This is a genomic window from Elusimicrobiota bacterium (genome assembly GCA_041660925.1).
Lineage (GTDB): Bacteria > Elusimicrobiota > Elusimicrobia > UBA1565 > UBA1565 > JBAZUV01.
Genome location: JBAZVI010000021.1, coordinates 1 through 4,191 on the forward strand (window position 1 = coordinate 1; position 4,191 = coordinate 4,191).

4 protein-coding genes are annotated in these 4,191 nt (G+C 68.6%); all 4 read left to right on the top strand.

What is annotated here, in order from left to right; genetic code table 11:
* Positions 1–2,132 (top strand): methyltransferase domain-containing protein (locus WC969_15545; protein ID MFA6031263.1); only part of this gene is annotated, 2,132 nt, incomplete at its 5' end.
* Positions 2,129–3,076, top strand: coding sequence for a DNA cytosine methyltransferase (locus WC969_15550; protein ID MFA6031264.1), 948 nt, complete (start codon positions 2,129–2,131; stop codon positions 3,074–3,076). The genes WC969_15545 and WC969_15550, both read left to right, overlap by 4 nt.
* The gene (locus WC969_15555) at positions 3,076–3,738 is read left to right on the top strand and encodes a class I SAM-dependent methyltransferase (protein MFA6031265.1); all 663 of its coding nucleotides are present in this window, start codon (positions 3,076–3,078) and stop codon (positions 3,736–3,738) included. Before WC969_15550 ends, WC969_15555 begins: the two co-directional genes overlap by 1 nt.
* Positions 3,735–4,191, top strand: a 457-nt coding sequence (locus WC969_15560; protein ID MFA6031266.1) for a hypothetical protein, incomplete at its 3' end; no start/stop codon positions are given. The genes WC969_15555 and WC969_15560, both read left to right, overlap by 4 nt.

Here is a 4,191-nt window from a genome sequence, read left to right on the forward strand (position 1 = left end):
CGCTGCACGCCGCGCTGGAGGAGTACAAGAAGGTCGAGGCGCTGCTGGAGGAGCTGCTCGCGGACCCGACGCTGCAGCACGACAAGGCCGAGGCCATCGCCTACCACGCCTTCGTGGAGAACGAGCGCCGGGCGCTGCAGTACACCCTCCAGCTGCGCGACTACCACGACTTCCTGCTCAACAACGACGAGCCGCAGAAGGCCGCGCTCCTGGGCGAGGTCCTCCCGCACCAGCAGGCCCACGGCGTCGTCTCCGAGTACCTGCGGCGCTGGCGCCAGAAGGTGGACCGCCACATCGTCTCCGCGAAGGCCTACGCCGACTTCTACAACGACGACGCGGTCACCGGGGCCATTCCGTCGCAGGAGGAGGGCTGCCTCGCTCCGATGGTCACGCAGCAGTGGCGCATCCGGTACGCCGCCACCCGGATCGAGACGTGGCTGCAGAAGCACCCCGGCGAGAAGGTCAAGGTGCTCGACTACGGCTGCTTCGACGGCCTCTCGGCCATCCCGCTGCTCGCCGCCATCGGCCCGGAGCGCCTGGGGCAGTACATCGCGATGGACATCAAGCAGGACGCCCTCGACCGCTTCAAGGCGAGGCTCGAGAGGTTTCCGCAGCTGGCGCCCTTCAAGGACAAGGTGCTCTTCGTCCACGGCGACGAGGACTGCCTGGGCGCGGTCGGCAAGGCGGACCTCGTCGTCTGCATGGAGGTGATCGAGCACGTCCAGATGCCCGGTGCGTTCCTCGACCGCCTCCTGCGGAAGGCGGACCCGGAGCAGGGCGAGGTAGTCATCTCGACCCCCTGGGGCTCGTTCGACAAGGGCCTGCCGCCGGGGAAGACGGCCTGGGGGACGATGCGCGACGAGCGCGGCCACCTGCGCGCGATGCTGCCGCGGGACATGGTCGAGATGGCCGAGCAGGAGCTGGGCCGCGTCGTGGACATGGAGACGGAACTCGTCCCCGGCGGGCTCCACGCCTCGTTCTGCGCGTCCATCAAGCCGATCACCGGCTACTCCGCGTCCTACCGGCCCAAGGCGGCGAGCTTCTACGTCCCCGCGGCGCTGTGGGACTGGAACGCGAGCCACGTCTACCGGACCGGCATTGGCGCCAGCGAGGAAACCATCGTCTACCTCGCCCGCGAGCTGGCGAAGAACGACCGCCGCGCCGTGTCGGTCTACGGGCCGCTGCCGACCTTCGGCGTCGTGCCCGGCGAGGAGGTCAAGGACCGCGTCGCGTACTGGCCCAACGAGCAGCTGTACAAGGTCCAGACCGGCAAACTCATCGTCTCCCGCTACCCCTCGCTGGGCGTCAAGGCCGAGGTCGGGGAGGGGGTCCCGAAGATCCTCTGGCTGCAGGACGCCGTCTACCCGGACCTGACGCCCGAGATCGCGGACGCCTACGAGCGCATCGTGGTCGTCAGCGACTGGCACAAGCAGGCCATGCACGAGCGCCACGGCGTGCCGCTCGACAAGATGAGCGTGGCCTACAACTTCCTGCTCAAGGAGCACTTCCGGCCGGCGCAGCTGCCGGAGAGGCAGAAGCACCGCTTCATCTACGCCAGCTCGCCGGACCGCGGCCTGCTGACGCTGCTGCAGATGTGGCCCGAGATCCGGAAGATGTGGCCCGACGCCACCCTGTCGATCTTCTACGGGTGGGAGGGCTGCAAGAAGCTCTCAGCCAACAACCCGACCTGGGCGGTGAGCTTCCGCAAGATGTGGGCGCAGTGGGAGGCCCTCTCGCGGCAGCCCGGCGTCGAGAACATCGGCCGCGTCAACCACGAGCGCATCGCCTACGAGATGCTCCGGTCGGACATCTGGTTCTACCCGAGCGTCGAGGCCGGCTACACGTTCGAGGAGACGGGCTGCAGCAACGCCTCCAAGGCCCGCGCCGCCGGCTGCATCCCCGTCTACCACCCGGTCGCCGCGCTCAACGAGACGGCGGCGTGCGACCAGTCCCTGGCGCTGGCGCAGTGGGCGAAGGGGGAGTCGTTCGAGCACTACCAGGACCGCTGCCTGGACCTCCTGCACGTCGCCGGGGACACCGACGACTCCGACCGCCAGCAGATGATGGACGAGGCCCTGGAGCAGTTCGAGATCGGCGCGTTCATGGCGCGCTGGGAGGAGTGGCTCAAGTGAAAACCTGCGCGTCTCTGTTCACGGGCTGCGGTGGCTGGGAGTGGGGCGCCAGGCAGCTGGGCATCAAGCCGCTCTGGGGCGTCGAGTTCAACGCGGACTACGGCCCGGTCTACGAGGCCAACTTCCCCGGCGCGCACCTACACCTGGGCGACGTGAAGAAGGCGAAGCCGGCGCAGTTCAAGGCGCCGGACTTCCTCTTCTGCTCGCCGCCCTGCCAGGGCCACTCCGAGGCGCGCAACACGCGGGGGCTCGAGAACCGAGGTGACGAGGGCGTCGGCATCGAGGTCCTCAAGTTCGCCGCCGCCTACGTCGGCAAGGGCACGCGCATCCTCATCGAGAACGTGCCCGAGTACCTCGACCACGAGATCTTCCACGAGATCATGGAGGGCCTGGAGGGCATGGGCTACACGACGAGCGCAGGGGTCTACGACGCCTCGGACTACGGCTGCCCGTCCGACCGCCCCCGGATGCTCGCCTGGGCCTGCAGCAAGGCCACGGTGGCCGAGACGATGCGGCGCAGCGCGCAGGCCACACCGGACTGGTGGCCGGTCATCGAGGACCTCGTCCGGCGCGAGCCCCCCTCGGAGCTTGCCGGCTGGCAGCTGGAGAACCTCATCCACGTCCCGCCGCCCAGCTACCCGGTCATCATCGTCGGAGGCAACGCCACGCGCTGGGCCGAGAAGGGAAAGCCTGGCCGCAGGGTCTGGAGGGTCGCGGGGCGCGCGGCGCCTGCCATCGTCAAGGCCAAGAGCCAGAGCGGCGCGCGGGTCCTCGTGGAGCCGAACTACGCGGTGAAGATGACGCCCCGGATGGCCGCGCGCCTCATGGGCTTCTCCGACGACTTCTGGCTCCCCAACGAGAAGGGCGCGGCCCTGGACGTGGTCGGCAACGCGGTCCCGCCCCCGCTCGCGGTCGCGGCGCTCAAGGCCCTAGGGGTCAGGTGATGGACATCCGAGGCTTCGTCCTCTCCGCGCGGGCCCACGGCGACGCGCGGGAGGACACCTACGAGCACCTCGCCTACCACTTCTGCGAGGCCCACCGGCACGCGCCGGGAGGCGTCTCGGTCGAGGTGGGCACCCGCCGCGGCGGGTCGGCGTTCATGCAGCTGAAGCTCCTGCAGGAACTCTACCCGCCCATCCTTCATCCGCTGCTGGTGACCATCGACCCCTACGGGGACAAGCCGTACCTCACGGGCCTGGTGGGGGCGCCACCGATTGCTGGCCTCTACGGCAACGCCGACTACCTCGAGGCGAAGCAGTTGCTCGCGTCCTTCCCCAGGCACGTCCACTTCTCCATCACCAGCCTGGACTGGCTCGTCTTCGCCAAGGCCGGCTTGCGGCTCTGGTACCACGGCGCGCCACTGGAGCCGGGGGCCCGGAACATCACGCACGTCTACCTCGACGGCGACCACGACGCGCCGACCATCCTCGGAGAGGTCGAGGGCTTCGTGCCGATGCTCAAGCCGGGCGGGCGCATCACCATCGACAACACGCCCGACGACCCGAAGACCATCCCCGGCCTGGAGCTGCTAGTGCTCCAGTCGAAGGTGGGCCTCTCCCTCCTCCGGCCGCTGGCAGACATGGCCGTCATCGTGAGGTGCAAGTGAGCAAGGAACTGTTCCGGACGAAGAAGTTCAGCGAGCAGGCCCTGCTCACCATCGACCACTGCAACGCGGTCGTGGAGGACTACCAGGGCAAGGGCCTGAAGCTGACGCTGCGGCAGCTGTACTACCAGTGCGTCACCATCAACCTCTTTGAAAACAGCGAGAAGAGCTACAAGAACCTGGGGAGCCTCGTCTCCGACGCGAGGCTCGCAGGGCTCATCGACTGGGACGCCATCGAGGACCGCGTCCGGCAGCCGCGCACGCAGTTCGAGGTCCCGAACCTGGGCGCGGCCGTCAAGACCATCGAGCACGCCTACCGGCTTCCGCGCTGGGAGGGGCAGGACTACTACGTCGAGCTGTGGGTCGAGAAGGACGCCCTGGCCGGCGTGCTGCAGCCGATGGCCGACAAGTACCACGTCACGATGATGGTCAACCGCGGCTACTCCTCCCAGAGTG

What these genes read in the sequence shown, in the direction of transcription:
- WC969_15555 (MFA6031265.1), top strand. Translation starts at nt 3,076, where the DNA reads ATGGACATCCGAGGCTTCGTCCTCTCCGCGCGGGCCCACGGCGACGCG.